Source organism: Flavobacterium sp. DSR3-2, assembly GCF_049896525.1.
GTDB lineage: Bacteria > Bacteroidota > Bacteroidia > Flavobacteriales > Flavobacteriaceae > Flavobacterium.
In genome coordinates this window covers 1-17,767 of sequence record NZ_JAFCUM010000008.1, presented here as the reverse complement: position 1 = coordinate 17,767, position 17,767 = coordinate 1, and the positions used below count along the sequence as shown (strand labels likewise).

The following is a 17,767-nucleotide window of genomic DNA, read 5'->3' as shown; positions in this document are numbered from 1 at the left end:
ATTTGCAATTCATTAATTGAATTATGGAAATATACAAAACAAAAAAGATACGCTTTTCAACAGCATTGACTGCAATCAATAAAAAGTACAATAGTATAAGTATTTTAAGACTTCTTTCTATTGTACTTTTTTTGGTTTCTATTTATTTCTACATCAAAAACAGTGAAATTATTTTCATAATTGCCGCCATTTTTCTTTTTGGACTATTCGTTGTATTGATGCGCATTCATTCTAAATTAGTTTTCGAAAAACATGTCAGTCAAGCCTTACTTGATATAAATGAAAATGAAATTTCTTATTTGGAAAGAAATAAAATCCCTTTCGAAAACGGACAGGAATTCAATGATTTTCACCATCCGTATGCCTATGATTTAGATATTTTTGGCGAGCATTCTTTGTTCCAAAACTTAAATAGGACCGCTACATTTATTGGAAAAAAAACATTCGCAAACCAGCTTTTATCAATTTTGCCAAATGATGAGATTATCAGAAATCATAAAGCTGTTAAAGAATTATCCGAAAAATTAGATTGGCGTCAGGAATTTTTGGCTTTCGCCAAAATAAGCAATGACAGTCAATCGAATTATGAGACTTTGCTAAAGTGGAGTACATTCAATAGTGCGCCTTTAACTAAACTGAGTGTTTTTATTTCTTATTTTACGCCGGTTCTTTTTCTTGGAGTTTTGATTGCTTATTTAGTGACTTCCAATATCACTTTCGCTTCTATATTGTCGTATTTATTTGTTATTAATTTAATTATTTTAGGACGGTTTATGAAGCGTATCCAAGCTGAAATCGCCAATTCCGCAAACATTGACAAAACCATACATCAATATAGTTTGTTGCTGCAAAAAATTGAAAATGAATCTTTTAAATCGGAAAAATTAATCGATTTGCAACAAAAACTGACATTCAAAAAAGAAAATGCCAGCGTTCATTTTAAACAGTTAGCGGGTTTGTTTTCTAATATGGACAGTATTGGTAATTTTGTAACCGCTATTGTTTTTAATGGAACATTTCTGTTTAATGTACATGTTTTAAAATCATTAATTCAATGGAAAAACGATCATGCGGATGCCTTAGAAGATTGGATGAAAGTTGTTGGTGAATTCGAAATGTTGAATAGCTTGGCTAATTTATCGTATAATAATCCGGAGTTTGTTTATCCAACATTAAACACCAATTTCGAAATTGATTTTAAGGATTTAGGTCATCCTTTATTGAATAAAAAAACCAGAATAGGAAATGATGTGCGTTTTCATCCCCAGTCGTTTATGATTTTAACGGGTTCTAATATGTCCGGAAAAAGTACGTTTCTAAGAAGTTTGGGAATCAATATGGTATTATCAGGAATGGGTTCGCCGATTTGTGCCAGCCAAGCTAATGTACATCCGTTGCCCGTTTTAGTTTCCATGCGATTGTCTGATTCGTTGTCTGATAGCGAATCGTATTTCTTTGCGGAGATTAAACGTTTAAAGCAAATTATGGACGAACTCGAAAACAGACCCGCATTTGTATTATTAGACGAAATACTACGCGGAACCAATTCAGATGATAAACGCAATGGAACAATTGAAGTGGTGAAAAAAGTTATTGGTAAGCGAGCAGTAGGAGCAATTGCTACACATGATATTGAAGTTTGTTTGACTACTGATGATTATCCAAATATATTAACCAACAAATGTTTTGAAGTGGAGATTATTAATGATGAACTCCATTTTGATTATAAACTTCGGGACGGAATTTGTAAAAATAGAAGCGCTACATTTCTGATGAAAAAAATGGGCGTGATTTAAAGTAATAATTAGTTCAGTTTTCAATTTGTCTTTATTAGGAACGAAGCAAACCCACTAACATGAGAAATCATAGTTAATCATTGAGTTGGGGAAAACAATATGAGATTTCTCCTCCTTCGGAATGACACAAAGAGAAATGAATAAAAGCAAAAAACCGTCCCGATTTATCGAGACGGTTTTTTAAATATAAAAATGGTTTGGTTAATAGCGTATTTTTAAATTGAATTAACTGTTCAACATTACTGGCATTACAAGCATCGTTACCGTTTCACCTTCTTCTAATCCGTCTACAGGAGTTAGAATTCCAGCTCTGTTTGGCAATGACATTTCAAGCATAATCATATCCGATTGCAAGTTAGTCAACATTTCAGTTAAGAAACGAGAATTATACCCTATTTGCATATCATCACCTTGATAATCACAAGTCAATCTTTCCTCAGCTTTATTGGAGTAATCAATATCTTCAGCAGAAACATTCAATTCAGCACCAGCGATTTTCAAACGAATCTGGTGTGTAGTTTTGTTCGAAAAGATGGCAACACGGCGTACAGAACTCAAAAATTGAGAACGGTCAATCATTAATTTATTTGGATTTTCTTTTGGAATTACTGCTTCGTAATTTGGATATTTTCCATCAATTAAACGACACATTAAAACATAATTGTCAAAAGAAAAAGTAGCATTCGAATCGTTGTATTCAATTTTTACTTCAGCATCTGAAGTGCCAAGAATATTTTTTAAGATGTTTAAAGGTTTTTTTGGCATAATGAAATCAGCCACTTGAGAAGCCGTTACATCTGTACGCGCATATTTTACTAATTTGTGCGCATCAGTGGCAACAAAAGTCAATCCTTGTGGCGAAAACTGGAAGAATACACCTGACATTACAGGACGCAAATCATCGTTTCCTGCTGCAAAAATAGTTTTGCTAATGGCTGTTGCCAAAACATCAGAAGGAACAAGCGTTACAGATGGATCGTCTAAATTTACTGATTTTGGAAATTCGTCTCCAGGAGCATAAGCCAAAGCATATTTTCCAGAATTAGAACTGATTTCTATCGTACTGTTTTCTTCAACTGTAAAAGTTAGCGGTTGTTCAGGGAACGTTTTAAGGATTTCCAAAAGTAATTTCGCAGGAACAGCAACGCTTCCTTTACTTTCTGAATCAATTCCTAAAGTAGCAGACATTGTTGTCTCTAAATCAGAAGCAGAAACCGTCAGCACATTATGGTCTAAATCAAATAAAAAGTTATCTAAAATAGGCAAAGTATTATTACTGTTGATTACATTACCTAAAACTTGTAATTGCTTCAATAAGTACGAACTTGATACTATAAATTTCATCTGTTTTTTTTTATTTTTTAAGGTATTTCTTTAAATTCGAAATACGATACTTTTTACAAATATATCGTAAACAATTTTAGTTTCGAAACTTTTTTATTAACATCTATTTGCTGTATTTTCTTTTTCTAAGGAAAGTAAATACGACACCAAAAAGCACTAAAATAAGAATTGGAAGCCCGATAGTTAGGATTTGTGTTCGGGTGTAATTTTCATAAACTTTTTCTTTATCCAATAAAGGTAAATCAAGATCTTTACTTCGAATGTTAATAAGTCCGGTATCATCCAATAGGTAATTGACACAGTTTATTAGGAAATCTTTATTATCGTATAAATTTCCAGACCTTTGATCGTAACCCAATTCTACCGGTTGAAAGTTTTTATCCAATTGATTTTTTATCAAATCCCCATCTGATATCACAATCATCTTGTTCTTTTGTCCTGTAGCTTGAAATGTTTTTTGTTCAAATGGCAACACTCGATTCTCAAACATCGAGCGAAACGAACCTTCCAATAAAACCGAAAGTGGAATTTTTCCTTTGTTCAGGTAATCGTTTGGTGCCGTTTCTTCGGCAACGATGTTAAGATTAATCTCTGATGGTGTTCCTATTTTTTTCGAATATTGTGACGATTCCAACAGAATAGTTTTCTTTATTCCGTTTTTTAAAGTATCGATAGGATTGGCAAAATCAAATTTGATTCCGCCTAAATTTTTCACAATTGGATGCAAACTGTTTGGATACACTTGTGGCGCAAACTTCCAGTTGAATTCCTGAAATTGAGTGGCACTTCCTTGTTCTCCGGTGGCCAGTTTTATGGGACTTCCTTGTTCGTCTTTTACTAAATCAGGATTAATTCGGATTCCGTATTTAAAGAACATATCATTCAAATTCAAATCTTTTGGATAGGCCAAAGTTGCTCCGGATGAATCGTATAAACTGTCCATTTCTGCGGAAACTTGGTCAATCAACCATAATGTTTTTCCGCCATTGATGATAAATTGATCTAAAACTTGTTTCTCCGCATCTGTAAAATTTTCAGTGGGTTTTGCAATAATAGCCAAGTCATATTTTTCTAAAGCTTCTAAACTTCCAACAGGATTTTTGGCAACCGAATCTAAAGTAAAAGGGCCGATATGGTAGCTTTCGCGTACTTGTAACAGAAATTTAGCCATCAAGATATCTTGCAATTCACCATTTCCTTTGATGACTGCAATTTTCTTCTGTTTGGCTTTCGTAATCTTATTCAAGCCTTCGGCGATTGAGTATTCAAGGTGCTGAACAGATCCAATAACTTTCTGGGTTGTTGTCGCGCCCATAATGTTTTTCAACAATGGAATGTTAACTTCCTTATTGTTATAAACGGCAATTGCCCAAGGAAAAACCATCGCTTGGGACTGCTTCCCTTTATCGTCAACGGTTATGTTTATTGGCGTAAGCCCTTTTCGATACAACTCTTTAATATTGTCCATGCTGGTGTCTTTGTTCTCCAATGGATCTACAAATTCAAAAATAATATTGCTATTATACGCTTGAAATTCTTCCAGCATTTGTTTCGTTTCTTGCTGTAACCGCATAAATTCAGCCGGTAAATCACCTTGTAGATATACTTTAATAGACAACGGATTTTGGACTTGCTTTATGATATTCAAAGAAGCAGAGGAAAGAGTGTATCTATTGTCTTTTGTTAAATCAAAACGATGAAAAAAGAAACGTCCTATTACATTCGCAATTAATATAATTGAAAGGATAAGCAATACTGATTTAAGGTTATTTTTCTTTATAGCTGTCATTACAATTTGAAAGATTTTAGATTAAAAACGGTAAAGGAAAGAAAGACAACCGTAATGCTTGTAAAATAAAGAATATCTCTGGTATCTAATACGCCTCGACTCATGCTTTTAAAATGATCTTGCATTCCTAATGAAGCAATTATGGAAGACCAATTTGGAACAACAGAAGCTAAACCATCAAATCCAAAATAGAAAAAGAAGCATAAAAATACTGCGATAATAAAAGCCACAATTTGATTATCAGATAATGTTGATGTGAATATTCCAATGGCTGAATAAGCGGCAATCAGAAATAATAATCCAAAATAAGAACCAATCGTACTTCCCATATCGATATTGCCTTCCGGCATTCCTAAATTAGAAATAACGGCTACATAAATAAATGTTGGGATAATTGCCATTACAATTAAAAGCAAAGCACCAAGAAATTTTCCATTAACAATTTGCCAAAGACTCAATGGTTTGGTCAGCAATAATTCTAACGTTCCTTGTTTTTTTTCATCCGAAAAACTGCGCATCGTCACCGCGGGAATCAGGAATATTAATATCCATGGTGCCAAGGTAAAAAACGGAGTCAAATCAGCAAAACCGGTATTCAGAATGTTATAATCTCCTTCGAAAACCCAAAGAAACAATCCATTAATAATTAGAAAAATGGCAATAACTAAGTAGCCGATTGGCGAACCGAAAAAGGATTTTATCTCTCGTAATACTATTGATTTCATTTATGTTAATTCGTTGATTTGTTAATTCGTTGATTTGAAACTGAATACTGATTATTCTAAACTTACTAATTTATCTACGCTCCAAGCTTCCGGTTTATCGTTGAATAATTTCTTGGTGAATGTCCAAACATCGTAAAAAAGTTCGGAATTCCTGTAATTTTCTAAATCAGCTTCGGTTTTCCAGTAGCTGTAGGTAAAGAAAATGCTTTTGTTGTTTTTATCCTGATACAATTCTAAGAAACGATTTCCGGGTGCATTTCGTATTTTATCTTTCATTAACTCAAAGTTTTCTAAAAATGCAGGAATATGTTCCTCGTGAAAACTCAATTTTACTATTCGTACAAACATTTAGATTTATGATTTTAGATTAAAGATTTTAGATTTTTAAACTCATTACTGAACAATGCTATCTGAATACTATATTTATTATATCTCTATAATTCAATCCCAGCAAGCTATTAGCAGAACCAACTTTAGAAGGATTGCTCCTAAAAATAGCAATTTCAAGAAAACCAGCTTCATTGAAAATGGCTAATTTTTCTCCTTCATATGATTTGATCGGATATTTTTCAGAACTTGCAATCGCTGAATAGTTAGGCAAAATTGTTTTAATATTTTTAGTTTTCAAAACAATTTCATACGGCCTTCCTTTGGCAACTGCAATAAAATATTTTTTAGAGATATTGGTAATTACATTCCCAAAATGATCTATGTAAATTACATTTCCTTTCAGTGAATTCCCATCTTCTGAAATTGTGGCTTGCAGATTTGTAACGTGCTTAATCGTATTGATTTCTTTACCAATGACATTCATCAATCCCCCTTTGGCTAAATGACAGGCTACTTTTACAAAAACATCCAGATCCGTTGCTTTACTCGGTAAACGATCGTGTATATTGATAACCACCATTTTTTGCGGAACAATTTTTTGCGACAGCATGCTTAAAATCCCATTATCGGCGGCAATAAAATAATGATCGTTCCATTGCATCACAATATGCTGATTCTCTTTATTGGATTCCATATCTACTCCTATAAGATGAACCGTTCCTTTTGGAAAGCTCGCATACGATGCTCCAATAATGTAACTGGCTTCTAACGTGTTGAATGGATCTATTTCGTGTGAGATATCAATAATTTTTGCTTCGAAATACTCAGACAAAATTTTCCCTTTCAGAGCACCTACAAAGTGGTCTTTCAAGCCATAATCGGAAGTGAGGGTAATTATTGACATAAATTTGTTTAAACTATTGATGTTATGTAAACCTAATTTTCATTAAATTTGAGAAACGCAAAGCTAAAGTATTTTAAGCTTTATTTAAATAGAATTTTTTAATTTGAATTTAAACAGGAAATATGATCAAACCTCTATTTTTTCTTCTTCTTTTCTTTTGTAGCTTACAATCGTATTCACAAAAACTAGTTTACAAGTCCAACGGCACTACTTTAAATTCCGAAAACCAAAAAATTTCCCCCAATCAAGTCCGGGAATTACTGGCAAACAACGAAAAATTATTGACAGATTATAATGCCGGAAGAACAAAGAAAACAGTTGGAAATATATTATTAATTGGTGGTTTGGGATTTTTGACTGCTGATTTAATTTATGGAGTTACTGCATCTGGAATGACCGCAGTTCCTGTTGGCGGTGGGTATTATGATCTGCAAACGGAGAAAACCTATCCAAATGTATTGACTTATTTAGGTGTTGCAGCAGTCATAATAGCCATTCCTGTCAAGATTGGTTTTTCGAAAAAGATTAAAAATGTGGTTACTGAATATAACAATCAAAACACCAATGCATACAACCAATTCGATAATCAAAAACTGGATTTAATTACCAATTCAAACGGAATTGGATTGCGATTGACTTTAAATTAAAATAATCTAAAAACAACTTCATTTGAACGAAAGAATAATCGAGCTCATAGACATCGCTCCAAAAGACTTTTGGGGCGCTCAAGACACTCATCTTGAAACAATTAAAAAATACTACCCAAAATTAAAGATTGTCGCTCGGGGAACAACTTTAAAAGCTTTTGGAGAAAAAGAAGTTTTAGACGAGTTCGAAAAACGTTTTCAACGATTAATGGTGCACTTTTCAAGATACAATAACATTGATAATAATGTAATTGAACGCGTCATTCTTGGTGATGTTCAGGAAGACAGAAAATTTCAAGGACAGGATAAAATTTTAGTACACGGCGTTGGAGGGAAAATTATTAAACCAATGACTCCCAATCAACAATTGCTGGTGGATACCATGGAAAAAAATGATATGGTCTTTGCCGTTGGACCTGCCGGAACCGGAAAAACGTATACCGGAGTTGCCATGGCCGTTAAAGCGCTGAAAGAAAAGCAAGTCAAACGTATTATACTCACACGTCCAGCGGTAGAAGCAGGGGAGAACCTTGGTTTTCTTCCAGGGGACATGAAGGAAAAACTGGATCCATATATGCAACCTCTTTATGATGCTTTGCGCGATATGTTGCCTAATGAAAAACTGGAAGATTATATTTTAAAGGGAATTATTCAAATAGCACCACTGGCATTCATGCGCGGAAGAACACTTGATCATGCTTTTGTAATTTTGGACGAAGCCCAAAATACTACACATTCCCAAATGAAAATGTTTCTTACCCGTATGGGAAAAAGTGCTAAATTCATGATTACTGGTGACCCAGGCCAAGTCGATTTACCACGAAGAACCATTTCCGGACTCAAAGAAGCCTTATTGGTTTTGAAAGACGTTGAGGGAATTGGAATTATATATCTGGATGATAAAGATATAGTACGACACCGATTAGTTAAAAAAGTAATTGACGCCTATAAAATGATTGAGAATAATGATTAAAACAAAAAGAGGCTTTTTCACAAAGCCTCCTTTTGTAATTTTTTTATTAATCTTGAAATATAGTGCTCCAAGTTTTGAATTCTATATCAGAAAGTGTGTACTGATTTAAACTTTCAATAAAAGCGTGATAAGCGGAATTGAACAACGATTTTAGTTTGCAATTGTGTGATTGAAAAATACAAGGTTTCGAATCACAATTGACGATTGGTGTATCGTCTTGTTCTAGTAGATGAATCAAATCGCCTAAGCGAATTTCTTTTGCTCTCTCCGAAATCATTATTCCGCCATTCTTTCCTCTTTTGGTTAGAATTAATTGGTTTGCCGATAAGAATTGAACCACTTTAATAAGATGATTACGCGAAATTTTAAAAGTATTTGCTAAATCATTTAAAGAACTTTGGGGAGTATCATTTTTTTGATTTAAATACATCAAAACGCGCATACTAAAATCGGTAAAGTGATTCAATTTCATATTAAAATTTACTAATTAAGACTTAATAATTGGGGACCAAATTCTTCGTAAAGTATATTTTCTCTATTTACACCAAGTGCGACCAAAGATTGATATTGAACTTTTATAAAAATAGCCGGTCCACAAATATAATATTTTGCATCTTCAATAAGGATTTCTTCTTTAATTTGATGCAAATCGATTCTTCCTTCGATAGCATTTGTTTCTGATTCGGGTAAAGTTTCATAAAAAACGAAAGAAGTTAACCACTCATTTTCGTTGTTTAATTCTTCGATAGTATCTTTAAAAGCATGAACATTTTCATTGCGACAACTGTGAATCCAAACTGTTCGATTTTTTTGAAGTGAATTTTTATTGGTTTCTACCATACTCATCATAGGAGTAAGTCCAACACCGCCACTAACCAATACCAAAGGATTTTTTGCCTCTGGATCTGCAAAAAACACCCCCGCTGGTGCGCTAACTTCAATCATATCACCTTCCTTTTTGTTATGTAGTGCATTGGAAACAATTCCATCAGGAGTTGTGTTTTGACTGATTTCTTTTTTTACCGAAATTCTATAATATTCACTATTGGAAGAAGATGACAGGCTATATTGTCTAGGTTGTTTATAACCTAATTCAGGAATAAAAGCACTCACAGATATATATTGACCCGGATAGAAATCAGCAATTTCTTTGTTGTCTTCCGGCCTAAGGTAAAATGAATTAATTTCGTCGCTTTCTTTTACAATTTTGGAGATTATGAAGGTTCTCCAGCCTTTCCAGCCTCCTTTTTTATTAATTGTTTTTTGATACATTTCAGCTTCGATACTAATCATTATTTGAGCCAATTCATTGTAAGCACAAGTCCAGGCTGCAAGCAATTCTACTGTTGCGAGATCACCTAATACTTCTTTTATAGATCCAATTAAATGGTTTCCAACAATATCATATTGCTCTGGTTGAATATTTAAACTTACATGTTTATTTCCAATTGATTTTAATGTATTGATCAAAACCGTAGGATCTTCTATGTTTTCAGCATAAGCAAGAACAGCTCCACTCAAAGCATTTTGTTGTTTACCACTAGCTTGATTTGCCATGTTAAAAATGTTTTTCAGCTCTGGATTGTTGGATAGCATTCTTTGATAAAAATAGGTTATCAAATCATTTCCATTTGTTCTTAAAATTGGCACAGTTGCTTTTATTAATTCTTTTTGACTTGCATTCATGACTTTATTTTACTTTAATTTTTACAAAGATAGCAATCATTTTCACATTGTTGTATTTCAAATGCAACAATATGTTTTAAATGTATTTTTTAAAATATCGTCATGAAAGGTTAACCTAAACTTTTTATAAATTTTTGCGTTTCTCTCTAAAATTGAATAAATTTGGAAATATTAAAAATGACAGTGAAAAACGAAAGATGCTACAAGAAAAAATAAAAGTCGTAATAAGCGATTTAGACGGAACTTTACTTAATTCAGATCACAAAATATCCCAATACACCAAAACCGTATTTCAAGAACTCCACAATCAAAATTACCTAATAATAATTGCAACTGGTCGTCATCACTTAGATGCAATGCCGATTGTAGCAGGATTGAATGTGCCTCTTTATCTGGTTACCTCAAATGGAGCTCGGATACATTCCCCTGAGAAAGAACTGCTTTTCTCTTTTAATATGGAAAGTGAGGCTGTTAAATCCGTCTTGTCTTTAGATATTGATCCTGAAATTACAACTGTATTATTCAGAGAAAATGTGTGGCAAACGAACAAGCACAATGAAAAATTAAATGAGTTTCAACCAGAAGTAAATTATCATCCAGAACTCGTCGATTTTGAAAACGTAGAAGATTTGAGTGCTATAAAAGTATTTTTCACGCACGAAAGACATTCGAAATTAATCGAGTTAAGAGATCAAATTTTAGAAAATCATACTGGAGTTTTTAGCCATGCTTTTAGTCTTCCGCTTTGTTTGGAATTTATGGACAAATCCGTAGATAAAAGTGTTGCGATTGCCAAAATTTTGGAACTAGAAAATTTTGTTTTTCGGCAAGCACTATCTTTTGGTGACGGTTACAATGATGAAAACATGCTTAATTCTTCCGGTAAAGGCTTAGTAATGGGTAATGCACCTGATAGTTTAAAAGATAAACTTTCTCATTTAGATGTAATTTTGACCAATGATAATGAAGGAGTCGCTAAATATATAGCGCAGGAATTACTGAATAATTAATCTTTTTTTAACTAACCATAAATTCCAATTTACCAATAAAACTAAAACCAAAATGAATAAAAAAATAATCTTCTTTATCTGTATTTTGTTTTCCATTACAATTCAAAGTCAAACGCTAAAACTGGAAGAAATCATGAAAGGCAACGCTTTCATAGGTGCGCAACCAGAAAATGAAAGATGGTCTTTAGATGGACAGCAAGTTTATTTTGATTGGAATCCAAACAATGAATTGGGCACAAGTACTTATTTTTGGAAAAATGGGTTATTAAAACCAGAATTAGCTTCTCCAAATGAAGCTGCTTTTTCAAAATTAGATTTTAAAAAAACAACTAATCCAGATTTATATTATTACATCGATAAAGGAAGATTATTTTCTTATTCCTTAAAAAATAAAAGATCGAAAAAATTATACCAACAAAGCAGTCCGATTGCTAATTTGCAAATGGGTTCTTTGCCAGGAGTGCTTTATTTCAGACAAAATGAAAACCTTTTTCAGTTCAATACCAATGAAAGTTCCATTATTCAAATCACGAACTTTCGTAAAGGAAAATCGGATGAGAAAGCTACGGAAAAAGAGTCTTTTTTGAAAAGCCAACAAGAGGAATTATTCCAATTTATTAAAGATCAGGAAGCACTGAAAAAATGGAATTTGGCGAAAGCAAAAACCACAAAATCTGATTTTCCAAAGCCTTATTATTATGGAAAAAATACCGTTGGAAGCTTAAAAGTGGATCCAAAAGGAAACTTCGCCACCTTCAGATTAATAGAAGATTTAGAACGTAAAAGTGAGAAAATGGAACTTTTCATAACTGCTGATGGCTACAATCAAATTGAAGATACTAAGGAGAAAGTTTCTGTAGATAATTTGTTGGCAACCAAATTCGGAGTGTATAACGTCGCCAAAGATTCTACTTATTTCGTAAATTTTTCAACATTAAGCCACATTCAGGATGTTCCTAAATATTTTGAGTTGTATGAAAAATCAAAAACGACAGAAAAAAAGAATAAACTAATTGTAGTTCAGGAACCTATTTACAATGAAAATGGCTCTTACGCTATTTCCGAAATAAGAAGTCAGGACAACAAAGACCGATGGATTATAAGTTTGAATTTAGAGCAAGGAACTTTTCAGGAATTAGACCATCAACATGATGAAGCTTGGATTGGCGGACCCGGAATTCCGTCTAATTCATATGGAAGGGGAACACTGGGGTTTTTGGGAGACAATGAAACCATTTATTTTCAATCGGAAGAAACCGGTTATTCTCATTTATATTCCTATAACCTGAAGTCAAAAAAGAAAACACAGTTAACCAAAGGAAATTGGGAAGTGCGCAACGTGATTATGGCAAAAGATAAAAACTCTTTTTATTTGACCACTACGACTACGCATCCAGGAAACAGAAATTTCTATAAATTAGAAGTTAGAAATCCGGTTTTACAACCAATTTTAACCAAAAATGGTGCTCATGAAGTAAGTTTGTCTCCAGACGAAAAAACTTTATTGGTTCGTTATTCGTATAAAAATAAACCTTGGGAATTGTATATAGCGCCAAATAAAAAGAATACCAACTTAAATCAGATAACGTCTTCCACATCGGAAAATTTCAAAGGATATTCTTGGCGTGAACCGGAAGTAATTACTTTCAAAGCGCAGGATGGAACTCCCGTAAATGCCAGATTGTATAAGCCGCAAACTGCCAATGCGAATAAAGCCGCTGTCTTGTTTGTTCATGGTGCCGGTTATTTGCAAAACGCGCATAACTATTGGAGTACCTACCATAGAGAATACATGTTTCATAATTTATTGGTTGATTTAGGCTATACTGTTTTAGATATTGATTATCGAGGCAGCGATGGATATGGGCGTGATTTTAGAACAGGAATTTATCGTTTTATGGGTGGAAAAGATTTAACAGATCAAATAGACGGAAAGAAATATTTAGTAGATAATTACGGAGTCGACCCATCAAGAGTTGGTATTTATGGCGGTTCTTACGGCGGTTTCATCACGTTGATGGGAATGTTAACTACTCCAAAAGAGTTTGCTTCGGGTGCTGCATTGCGTTCCGTAACTGATTGGGCGCATTACAATCATGGCTACACCGGAAACATTCTTAATTTCCCAGAAACGGATCCAGATGCTTACAAGAAAAGTTCACCAATCTATTTCGCTAATAATTTAGAAGGAGATTTATTGATGCTTCACGGAATGGTAGATGACAATGTTGAATATAAAGATATTGTTCGGTTGTCTCAGCGTTTTATAGAATTAGGGAAGAAAAAATGGAGCTTATCTAGTTTTCCCGTTGAAGCTCATGGTTTTAAAGAAACCTATTCCTGGGTTGATGAATACAGCCGAATCTTAAATTTATTCAACAATACATTGCTTAAAAAATAGTTTTAGACATAAAAATAAATGAAAGAGTTCCGTTCTTTTCTTTGCGTAACTCTGTGAAATAGTTATAAATTTGCAAGAACAAAAATAAACACATACACACAACTAGTATAATGAGCAACACCATCACAACTACTGATTTTAATTTTCCAAACCAAAAATCTGTTTACCGCGGTAAAGTAAGAGAAGTGTATAATATCAATGATGAACTTTTGGTTATGGTAGCAACGGACAGGCTTTCAGCTTTTGATGTCGTTTTGCCAAAAGGAATTCCATATAAAGGTCAAATCCTAAACCAAATTGCTACTAAATTCATGGAATTGACGGAGGATATTGTTCCAAACTGGTTAATTGCAACTCCTGATGCTAATGTTGCTGTGGGCCATTTATGTGTGCCTTTCAAAGTGGAAATGGTAATCCGCGGCTATCTTTCGGGTCATGCTGCGAGAGAATATGCTACTGGTGAAAGAGAAATTTGTGGCATAACAATGCCCGATTACTTGAAAGAAAATGATAAATTCCCAGAACCTATCATTACGCCGACTACCAAAGCGGATAACGGAGAACATGATGCGGATATTTCTCGTGAGGATATTTTATCAAGAGGAATTGTTTCTGAAGCAGACTATGTGGTTTTAGAAAAATTTACAAGAGATTTATTCGAAAGAGGAACTGAAATTGCAGCCAGTCGTGGTTTGATTTTAGTGGACACAAAATATGAATTTGGTAAAACTAAAGAAGGAGTAATTGTCTTGATTGACGAAATTCACACGCCTGATTCTTCTCGTTATTTTTACGCCGAAGGATATCAGGAACGTCAAAACAAAGGTGAGGAGCAAAAACAATTATCAAAAGAGTTTGTTCGTCGTTGGTTAATCGAAAACGGTTTTCAAGGATTAGAAGGACAACAAATTCCTGATATGACTGACGAATACATTGAAACTGTTTCTGAAAGATACATCGAATTATTTGAAAATATATTAGGGGAGAAATTTGTAAAAGCTGACATCAGTAACATAGATGAAAGAATCGAGAAAAATGTTTTAGAATATCTAGCCAATAGATAATTAATTTACAAAAGGTAGAATACAAAACCGCAATTTTGAATTGCGGTTTTTTTATTTTTTTACTACTGATTCATAACAAGTAATCCATTCTTGAACCGACATTTTTTGGACGAGTTCTGCAATTAATTCAAACGGAATTTGGTCCATCTTCTTAAATCGGATGCAACTTTTTCCCATGTCTAATTTTTGGGCGCTATGTTTTGGGTATTCCTTTATTAACCACTTCAGTAATTCCGGATTGGCATAAATCCCCATGTGATAAATCGCGATGAAATTTTTCTGTGATGCAATATTAATAAAAGGTAACGGTAGTTTTGGGTCACAATGATAGCCACTAGGATAAATAGAATGTGGCACTACATAACCAATCATGCCGTATGACATTTGTTCAACAAAACCGTTTGGAATATTTTCTAAAATATTTTCTCGAAGTTTAGCAAAAGAATCCTTTTTCTCTGCGGAGATTTCTTCTAAATAGACGTCGATTGATGTGGAGGTTGATTGCATTTTTAATACATTGTATGAGTAAAGTTAACAAAAAAACCGCAATTCATAATTTGAATTGCGGTTTTTAGCCCCGATAAAAGTGGAAATCCTTTCTAGTCCTGAACTTGTTTCAGGATCCTGAAACAAGGTCAGGACTAGAAAGATTAAAACGGATAGCGGGATTAGCTCCTAAAACTATTTAAAATAAGAGAATGTTTCTTCGTTTTCCAACTTCAATAAGGTTTCATAAATTAATTTAATCACATTTTCAACATCGTCACGATGCACCATTTCAACCGTGGTATGCATGTAACGTAACGGCAACGATATCAAAGCCGAGGCAACGCCACCATTACTGTATGCAAAAGCATCGGTATCGGTACCGGTAACGCGTGAAGAAGCCAATCGCTGGAATGGAATTTCTTTAGCCATAGCAGTTTCTAAAATTAATTCTCTCAAATTATTTTGAACCGCGGGCGCATACGTAACCACTGGGCCTTTACCAATTTTGGTTTCCCCTTCAATTTTCTTGTCGATCATTGGAGTAGTGGAGTCATGGCATACATCAGTGACAATTGCTACATTGGGTTTGATGGTTTTAGTAATCATTTCAGCACCACGAAGTCCCACTTCCTCCTGCACCGAATTGGTAATATACAATCCAAAAGGAAGTTTTATTTTGTTTTCGTGCAACAAACGAGCTACTTCAGCAATCATAAATCCACCCATACGATTATCAATCGCGCGGCAAACAAATTTATTTTCGTTCAAAATCATGAATTCATCAGGATATGTAATTACACAACCAACATGAACACCCATTTTATCAACCTGTTCTTTGGTTTCACAACCAATATCAATGAATAGATTGTCAACTTTTGCTACTTCTTCTTTGTCTCTCATTCGTGTATGAATGGCGGGCCACCCAAAAACACCTTTTACAATTCCTGCTTTAGTATGAATATTGACACGTTTTGAAGGGGCAATTTGATGATCTGAACCACCATTTCTAATCACATAGATCAATCCGTCATCCGTAATGTAATTTACGTACCATGAAATTTCGTCAGCATGACCTTCAATTACAACCTTATAAGGTGCATCTGGATTTATAATCCCTACCGCTGTACCGTAAGTATCCGTTATAAAAGTATCAACATAAGGTTTCAAATAATCCATCCATAATTTCTGTCCACCACTTTCATATCCTGTAGGCGAGGCATTATTAAGATAATTTTCTAAAAACTCAAGTGATGACTTGTTTAATATTGATTTTGTGCTCATAAAATTATTTTTTTGCTAAATTATAAATTTGGCATTACAGTTGTGTATATAATGTATAATTTTGGCAATTAAATTTTCCTACATGAAGCTAATTAAATTTCTGTTATTTCTTTTATTTACCACGATGTCTGTTAACGCACAGGTAATCCCTCAAGATACTATAAAAATGGGGTATGAGTTAGAAGATGACGAATCGATTCTTAATGACACCATTCAATTACCAGAAATATTAATATACAAGGGAAAAACGGATCCCGAAGCAAGAAAGCAATTTTTATTACTTCAAAGTCGGGTATATAAAACTTATCCTTATGCAAAACTAGCTTCGGAGCGATTGACCATTCTTAATAAAGGAATGGCAAATCTCAAAACAAATAAGGAGAAAAAAAGATACTTTAAAATAGTAGAAAGTTATTTGAGTGATGAGTTCGAAGCCAAGCTCAAAAAGCTTTCCCGCAAACAAGGTCAAATATTAGTTAAATTGATTCATCGTCAAACTGGCACCACAACTTATGAGTTGGTTAAAAACCTCAAAAGTGGCTGGAAAGCATTTTGGTCGAATACGGCTGCAAGTATGTTTGACATAAATTTAAAAACAAAGTACGCGCCTTTCGATGTTAACGAAGACTATCTGATAGAAACTATATTAGCTCGAGCATTTGATTCTGGAAGATTGCAAAATCAAAATCCGGCAAAACCAGTTGATTATGACAATCTTAATGATGCTTGGGAGTCTAAAGCTGAAAATCTTAAAAAGTAATATTCATTTGTGCGTTCCACCTTATATAAAGAGAGGCAATTATCTTACCGGGTAATTGCCTCTTTTTATATAAACGGTCGGGCTATTCGCTTCAAGTCCTCGTCCCGCTAAAAAAAGGCGGGACTGTGGGCTTTCCGCTGTTATCCCTAACGCGAACCTGGGTTATCTATAGCTTTTTGTTGTTTTTACGATATATTGTGTTACCTTATATATAGGACTAAAAAAGTAATAGTACAATATAATGTATGGGACAAAACCCTTTGTTAGTTTAATTTTGTGCTTGAATAATAGCACTGAAGTAACATCTGATGAAGCAAAGGGTACTGATGAGCTACAAATAATTCAATACAGTTTGAATTCATCAAGATTTGCTGAACCAAGAAATGCTAATGAAGGTAATCTTTCATTAGTGGAATAGGGGATTTTGACAAGAAAACGAGTTTAAGGTGTATTTGATTGTAGATTTGTTTAAAAAACTTGTTCTTTCAAAAAACATGATATCAGTTAGTTAAAGATAAAGTTAAGAAAAGGTCAAAAAAAAGTGTTTAAAAAGCTTGAATAACCCAAT

At 33.7% G+C, this 17,767-nt stretch carries 17 protein-coding genes; 8 read left to right on the top strand and 9 right to left on the bottom strand.

Features of this window, described 5'->3' with window-relative positions; genetic code table 11:
* The first annotated feature begins 23 nt into the window (after positions 1 to 23).
* Positions 24 to 1,796 (top strand): MutS-related protein, encoded by a 1,773-nt coding sequence (locus ACP7AV_RS10700; protein ID WP_426091939.1) that lies wholly within the window; start codon positions 24 to 26, stop codon positions 1,794 to 1,796.
* 225 nt (positions 1,797 to 2,021) lie between these two features.
* Here the strand turns inward: ACP7AV_RS10700 and dnaN are convergent, their stop codons facing one another.
* From dnaN to ACP7AV_RS10675, 5 genes are all read right to left on the bottom strand, one after another.
* Positions 2,022 to 3,140, bottom strand: coding sequence for a DNA polymerase III subunit beta (gene dnaN / locus ACP7AV_RS10695; protein ID WP_426091938.1), 1,119 nt, complete (start codon positions 3,138 to 3,140; stop codon positions 2,022 to 2,024).
* A 103-nt stretch (positions 3,141 to 3,243) separates the two neighbouring features.
* The gene (gene gldG, locus ACP7AV_RS10690) at positions 3,244 to 4,929 is read right to left on the bottom strand and encodes a gliding motility-associated ABC transporter substrate-binding protein GldG (protein WP_426091937.1); all 1,686 of its coding nucleotides are present in this window, start codon (positions 4,927 to 4,929) and stop codon (positions 3,244 to 3,246) included.
* On the bottom strand, positions 4,929 to 5,654 hold the full coding sequence (gene gldF / locus ACP7AV_RS10685; RefSeq protein ID WP_426091936.1) for a gliding motility-associated ABC transporter permease subunit GldF: 726 nt from the start codon (positions 5,652 to 5,654) through the stop codon (positions 4,929 to 4,931). The genes gldG and gldF overlap by 1 nt, the downstream gene beginning before the upstream one ends.
* Positions 5,655 to 5,705: 51 nt before the next feature.
* Complete coding sequence (locus ACP7AV_RS10680) at positions 5,706 to 6,002, bottom strand: putative quinol monooxygenase (RefSeq protein ID WP_426091935.1); 297 nt, start codon at positions 6,000 to 6,002, stop codon at positions 5,706 to 5,708.
* Positions 6,003 to 6,060: 58 nt separating this feature from the next.
* Complete coding sequence (locus tag ACP7AV_RS10675; RefSeq protein WP_426091934.1) at positions 6,061 to 6,888, bottom strand: SAM hydrolase/SAM-dependent halogenase family protein; 828 nt, start codon at positions 6,886 to 6,888, stop codon at positions 6,061 to 6,063.
* 122 nt (positions 6,889 to 7,010) lie between these two features.
* On the opposite strand from ACP7AV_RS10675, the gene ACP7AV_RS10670 reads away from it, so the two are divergent.
* Together ACP7AV_RS10670 and ACP7AV_RS10665 are read left to right on the top strand one after the other, a co-directional pair.
* Complete coding sequence (locus ACP7AV_RS10670) at positions 7,011 to 7,535, top strand: hypothetical protein (protein ID WP_426065196.1); 525 nt, start codon at positions 7,011 to 7,013, stop codon at positions 7,533 to 7,535.
* Between the two features lie 22 nt (positions 7,536 to 7,557).
* Positions 7,558 to 8,508, top strand: coding sequence for a PhoH family protein (locus ACP7AV_RS10665; RefSeq protein WP_426065197.1), 951 nt, complete (start codon positions 7,558 to 7,560; stop codon positions 8,506 to 8,508).
* Positions 8,509 to 8,554: 46 nt separating this feature from the next.
* Here the strand turns inward: ACP7AV_RS10665 and ACP7AV_RS10660 are convergent, their stop codons facing one another.
* Positions 8,555 to 8,980, bottom strand: coding sequence for an RrF2 family transcriptional regulator (locus ACP7AV_RS10660; RefSeq protein ID WP_426091933.1), 426 nt, complete (start codon positions 8,978 to 8,980; stop codon positions 8,555 to 8,557).
* An 11-nt stretch (positions 8,981 to 8,991) separates the two neighbouring features.
* Positions 8,992 to 10,194 carry an NO-inducible flavohemoprotein gene (gene hmpA, locus ACP7AV_RS10655; protein ID WP_426091932.1) on the bottom strand — a complete coding sequence of 401 codons (1,203 nt, stop codon included), beginning with the start codon at positions 10,192 to 10,194 and terminating at the stop codon, positions 8,992 to 8,994.
* A 197-nt stretch (positions 10,195 to 10,391) separates the two neighbouring features.
* On the opposite strand from hmpA, the gene ACP7AV_RS10650 reads away from it, so the two are divergent.
* From ACP7AV_RS10650 to ACP7AV_RS10640, 3 genes are all read left to right on the top strand, one after another.
* Positions 10,392 to 11,204, top strand: coding sequence for a Cof-type HAD-IIB family hydrolase (locus ACP7AV_RS10650; RefSeq protein WP_426091931.1), 813 nt, complete (start codon positions 10,392 to 10,394; stop codon positions 11,202 to 11,204).
* A gap of 52 nt (positions 11,205 to 11,256) precedes the next feature.
* Positions 11,257 to 13,605 carry a prolyl oligopeptidase family serine peptidase gene (locus ACP7AV_RS10645; RefSeq protein ID WP_426091930.1) on the top strand — a complete coding sequence of 783 codons (2,349 nt, stop codon included), beginning with the start codon at positions 11,257 to 11,259 and terminating at the stop codon, positions 13,603 to 13,605.
* A 110-nt stretch (positions 13,606 to 13,715) separates the two neighbouring features.
* On the top strand, positions 13,716 to 14,669 hold the full coding sequence (locus ACP7AV_RS10640) for a phosphoribosylaminoimidazolesuccinocarboxamide synthase (RefSeq protein WP_426091929.1): 954 nt from the start codon (positions 13,716 to 13,718) through the stop codon (positions 14,667 to 14,669).
* A gap of 51 nt (positions 14,670 to 14,720) precedes the next feature.
* On the opposite strand, the gene ACP7AV_RS10635 is transcribed toward ACP7AV_RS10640, so the two are convergent.
* The gene (locus ACP7AV_RS10635) at positions 14,721 to 15,176 is read right to left on the bottom strand and encodes a DUF1801 domain-containing protein (protein ID WP_426065205.1); all 456 of its coding nucleotides are present in this window, start codon (positions 15,174 to 15,176) and stop codon (positions 14,721 to 14,723) included.
* Positions 15,177 to 15,350: 174 nt separating this feature from the next.
* Positions 15,351 to 16,439 carry a M42 family metallopeptidase gene (locus tag ACP7AV_RS10630; RefSeq protein ID WP_426065206.1) on the bottom strand — a complete coding sequence of 363 codons (1,089 nt, stop codon included), beginning with the start codon at positions 16,437 to 16,439 and terminating at the stop codon, positions 15,351 to 15,353.
* An 82-nt stretch (positions 16,440 to 16,521) separates the two neighbouring features.
* On the opposite strand from ACP7AV_RS10630, the gene ACP7AV_RS10625 reads away from it, so the two are divergent.
* A complete protein-coding gene (locus ACP7AV_RS10625) occupies positions 16,522 to 17,199 on the top strand; it encodes a DUF4294 domain-containing protein (RefSeq protein ID WP_426091928.1) in 678 nt (225 codons plus the stop codon).
* Positions 17,200 to 17,479: 280 nt separating this feature from the next.
* Positions 17,480 to 17,617 (top strand): hypothetical protein, encoded by a 138-nt coding sequence (locus ACP7AV_RS10620; RefSeq protein ID WP_426091927.1) that lies wholly within the window; start codon positions 17,480 to 17,482, stop codon positions 17,615 to 17,617.
* Positions 17,618 to 17,767: the final 150 nt, after the last annotated feature.

Bases quoted from the DNA above. Each gene is read 5' to 3' on its own strand.
- dnaN (WP_426091938.1), bottom strand. From the start codon at position 3,140: ATGAAATTTATAGTATCAAGTTCGTACTTATTGAAGCAATTACAAGTT.
- ACP7AV_RS10635 (WP_426065205.1), bottom strand. From the start codon at position 15,176: ATGCAATCAACCTCCACATCAATCGACGTCTATTTAGAAGAAATCTCC.
- ACP7AV_RS10670 (WP_426065196.1), top strand. From the start codon at position 7,011: ATGATCAAACCTCTATTTTTTCTTCTTCTTTTCTTTTGTAGCTTACAA.
- ACP7AV_RS10625 (WP_426091928.1), top strand. From the start codon at position 16,522: ATGAAGCTAATTAAATTTCTGTTATTTCTTTTATTTACCACGATGTCT.
- ACP7AV_RS10660 (WP_426091933.1), bottom strand. From the start codon at position 8,980: ATGAAATTGAATCACTTTACCGATTTTAGTATGCGCGTTTTGATGTAT.
- ACP7AV_RS10700 (WP_426091939.1), top strand. From the start codon at position 24: ATGGAAATATACAAAACAAAAAAGATACGCTTTTCAACAGCATTGACT.
- ACP7AV_RS10630 (WP_426065206.1), bottom strand. From the start codon at position 16,439: ATGAGCACAAAATCAATATTAAACAAGTCATCACTTGAGTTTTTAGAA.
- gldG (WP_426091937.1), bottom strand. From the start codon at position 4,929: ATGACAGCTATAAAGAAAAATAACCTTAAATCAGTATTGCTTATCCTT.
- hmpA (WP_426091932.1), bottom strand. From the start codon at position 10,194: ATGAATGCAAGTCAAAAAGAATTAATAAAAGCAACTGTGCCAATTTTA.
- ACP7AV_RS10650 (WP_426091931.1), top strand. From the start codon at position 10,392: ATGCTACAAGAAAAAATAAAAGTCGTAATAAGCGATTTAGACGGAACT.
- gldF (WP_426091936.1), bottom strand. From the start codon at position 5,654: ATGAAATCAATAGTATTACGAGAGATAAAATCCTTTTTCGGTTCGCCA.
- ACP7AV_RS10645 (WP_426091930.1), top strand. From the start codon at position 11,257: ATGAATAAAAAAATAATCTTCTTTATCTGTATTTTGTTTTCCATTACA.
- ACP7AV_RS10640 (WP_426091929.1), top strand. From the start codon at position 13,716: ATGAGCAACACCATCACAACTACTGATTTTAATTTTCCAAACCAAAAA.
- ACP7AV_RS10675 (WP_426091934.1), bottom strand. From the start codon at position 6,888: ATGTCAATAATTACCCTCACTTCCGATTATGGCTTGAAAGACCACTTT.
- ACP7AV_RS10680 (WP_426091935.1), bottom strand. From the start codon at position 6,002: ATGTTTGTACGAATAGTAAAATTGAGTTTTCACGAGGAACATATTCCT.